2 protein-coding genes are annotated in these 3,458 nt (G+C 60.9%); both read right to left on the minus strand.

The genetic code is table 11. The features are described 5' to 3' along the window. The coding region (locus B3V69_RS18055) for a molybdopterin-dependent oxidoreductase (RefSeq protein ID WP_296448450.1) at window positions 1-1,970 on the minus strand (1,970 nt) is incomplete at its 3' end. Beyond that, window positions 1,971-3,458, minus strand: a 1,488-nt coding sequence (locus B3V69_RS18060) for an NADH-ubiquinone oxidoreductase-F iron-sulfur binding region domain-containing protein (RefSeq protein WP_296448451.1), incomplete at its 5' end; no start/stop codon positions are given. It lies immediately after the preceding gene.

The following is a 3,458-nucleotide window of genomic DNA, read 5'->3' on the forward strand; positions in this document are numbered from 1 at the left end:
GCCGGGTTCTCGCCCATGATGTACATGCCGCGCACCTTGTGCGGATCGGTGTCCGGCGCCAGGGCCTTGTGCATGATTTCCACGACGGTGTAGCCGGGCTGGTCGTCGAGTTTCGTGTCCCAAAAATTCTCGAACCAGGCGTGTGCGGCTTTGTCGGTCACACGCTGGTAGTTGGGGTACATCATGGGAATCAAACCGGCGTCACTGGCGCCCTGCACGTTGTTTTGCCCGCGCAGCGGATGCAGGCCGGAGCCGGGTTTTCCGATCTGGCCTGTGACTGTAGCCAGTGCAATCAGGCAGCGGACATTGTCGGTGCCGTGCACATGCTGGCTCACGCCCATGCCCCACAGAATCATGGCGCCTTTGGCCTTGGCAAACTCGCGCGCCACGTCACGCAGGGTCTGCGCCGGAATGCCGCAGATCGGCGACATGGTCTCGGGGCTGTAACCCTTGACGTTTTCTCTCAGGGCCTCGAAGTTACTGGCACGGGTGCGGATGAACTCTTCATCGGCCAAGCCCTCTTCAATGACGGTGTGGATCAGCGCATTGAGCATGGCCACATCGGTGTCGGCCTTGAACTGCAGCGTGCGCCAGGCGTGTTTGCCGATGTCGGTCACGCGCGGGTCAGCCAGCACAATCTTGGCGCCTTTTTTGACGGCATTTTTCATCCAGGTGGCCGCCACCGGATGATTGGACGTAGGGTTGGAGCCGATGACAAAAATCAGGTCCGCGTTTGCCACATCGTTGACCTGGTTGCTCACCGCCCCCGAGCCCACCCCCTCCAGGAGCGCCGCGACGCTGGAGGCATGGCACAGGCGGGTGCAGTGGTCCACGTTGTTGGAGCCGAAACCGGTGCGCACCAGCTTCTGGAACAAATAGGCTTCTTCGTTGCTGCCCTTGGCGGAACCAAAGCCCGCCAGCGACTTCTTGCCATGGGTATCGCGCAGGCCTTTGAGCGCGCCCGAGGTCAGCGCCAGTGCTTCTTCCCAGCTTGCCTCCCGAAACACGGAAGACCAATCTGCCGTATCACGGTTGAGATCCTGCAAGGCGGCAGGGTCTTTGGGCACGCCAGCCTTGCGAATCAGCGGTACGGTCAAACGCTGCGGACTGTGCGCGTAGTCAAAACCGAAGCGCCCTTTCACGCACAGTCGGTTGTGGTTGGCGGGGCCATCGCGCCCGTCCACACTCACAATTTTGTTGTCCTTGACGTTGTAGGTCAATAGACAGCCCACACCACAGAAGGGGCAGACCGAGTCCACTTTTTTATCCACCACCTGCGAGCCGATTTGCGTTTTTGGCATCAGCGCACCCGTGGGGCAGGCCTGCACACATTCGCCGCAGGCCACGCAGGTGCTGTCACGCATGGGGTCGTTCAGGTCAAATACGATCTCGCTGTGCGAGCCGCGCAGGGCGTAGCCAATGACGTCGTTCACCTGCTCTTCCCGGCAGGCGCGCACGCAGCGCTTGCACTGGATGCAGGCATCGAGGTTGACGGCCATGGCCGGGTGCGAAATATCGGCCTTGGGTTGCTTGCGGCGCAAGGTCTTGAGTTCAGGGCGCACAGAAACATCCATGCGTGCTGCCCAGTCGCTGAGTTCACCGTGCTGCTGCGACTCGTCCTGTTCATTCCATTTGTAGCCGGTATCCGGCATGTCGGACAGCAGCATCTCCAGCACCATCTTCTGGCTCTTGACCGCGCGTTCGCTCTTTGCCTGCACTTCCATGCCCGCAGTGGCACTGCGACAGCAGCTGGGGGCCAATGTGCGCTCGCCCTTGATCTCGACGACACAGGCGCGGCAATTGCCATCGGCTCGGTAGCCTTCCTTGTAGCAAAGATGGGGAATATCGACGCCATGGCGCTTGGCGGCCTTGAGGATGGTTTCACCCTCAAAAGCATGGATAGTTTGGTTGTCCAGCTTGAACTCGACGGTTTGCGGCGTGACTTCGGCCAATTTGGCAGGCGCGTTCATCTAAACGATCTCCTGGGGGAAGTACTTTTGAATACTGCGCACCGGGTTGGGTGCGGCCTGCCCGAGGCCACAAATGGACGCATCGGTCATGACCAAGTTCAGGTCTTCCAGCGTGGCGTTGTCCCACTTTTCGGCCTCCATCAGCTTCACGGCTTTCGCGGTGCCCACGCGACACGGCGTGCACTGGCCGCAACTCTCATGCGAAAAAAATCGCATCATGTTCAGCGCTGCATCGCGCGCCCGGTCATGTTGACTGAGAACAATGATCGCCGCTGAGCCAATGAAGCAGCCATACGGTTGCAGGGTGTCAAAGTCCAGTGGAATGTTGTTCAGGCTGGCCGGCAAGATGCCGCCCGACGCGCCACCCGGCAAATAGGCATACAGCGTGTGGTCGTCCAGCATGCCGTCGCAATACTCGTCAATCAACTCTTGCAAGGTAATGCCCGCCGGTGCCAGCTTGACGCCGGGGTACTTGACCCGGCCGCTGACGCTGAAACTGCGCAGCCCTTTGCGGCCATGACGGCCAAAGCTGCTGAACCAGTCTGCGCCCTTCTCCACAATGTCACGCACCCAGTACAGGGTTTCAAAATTATGTTCCAGCGTGGGGCGCCCAAACAAACCCACTTGCGCAATGTAAGGCGGGCGCATACGCGGCTCACCCCGCTTGCCCTCAATGCTCTCGATCATGGCGGACTCTTCGCCACAGATGTAGGCCCCGGCGCCCCGCCGCAGCTCAATGGTAGGCAAGGCGATATGGGGCGGATAAGGCGGGTTGGCCTGCAATTTTGCCAACTCGGTCTCCAGAATGGCGCGGCAGCCGTGGTATTCGTCCCGCAGGTACACATAACAGGCGTCAATGCCGACCACCTGCGCGGCAATCAGCAAGCCCTCCAGAAAACGATGCGGATCGCGCTCCAGGTAGGTGCGGTCTTTGAACGTGCCGGGTTCGCCTTCGTCGATGTTCACGGCCATTAGCCGGGGGGCGGGCTGCTCGCGCACGATGCGCCATTTGCGACCGGCCGGAAAACCCGCGCCACCCAGACCCCGCAGGCCGGAGTCTTCCATCGTCTTGATGATGCGCTCGGCATCCACTTCACCGTTCGCCAACGCGGCGGCCAGCGCATAGCCGCCATGGGCACGGTAGGTGTCATAGCCAGCGTAATCGGGCGAGACTTGAATCGCTTGCGGGAGCGGAGAAATACTTTCTTCCGCATGCAAAGATGCTACAAAATTAGTAGCTCCTTGCGCTGATGGGTGTTGGGCTGCAGCCGAATTAGCCATTGAAACAACGGCATTCGTGGTGGCCAGCGGCACCGGGCACTGGTGCACGACCGCCACCGGCGCCTGCTCGCAGCGCCCCAGACAGGGTACAGGTATCACCCGCACATCGGCCGAGCCCAGCAAGTCGGGCAAGCGTGCCAACAGGTCTTTAGATCCCGCCAGCTCACAGCTCAGGCCATCACACACCCGGACCGTCAGGCCTGGCGC

This window comes from Rhodoferax sp. UBA5149 (assembly GCF_002413825.1).
Taxonomy (GTDB): domain Bacteria; phylum Pseudomonadota; class Gammaproteobacteria; order Burkholderiales; family Burkholderiaceae_C; genus Rhodoferax.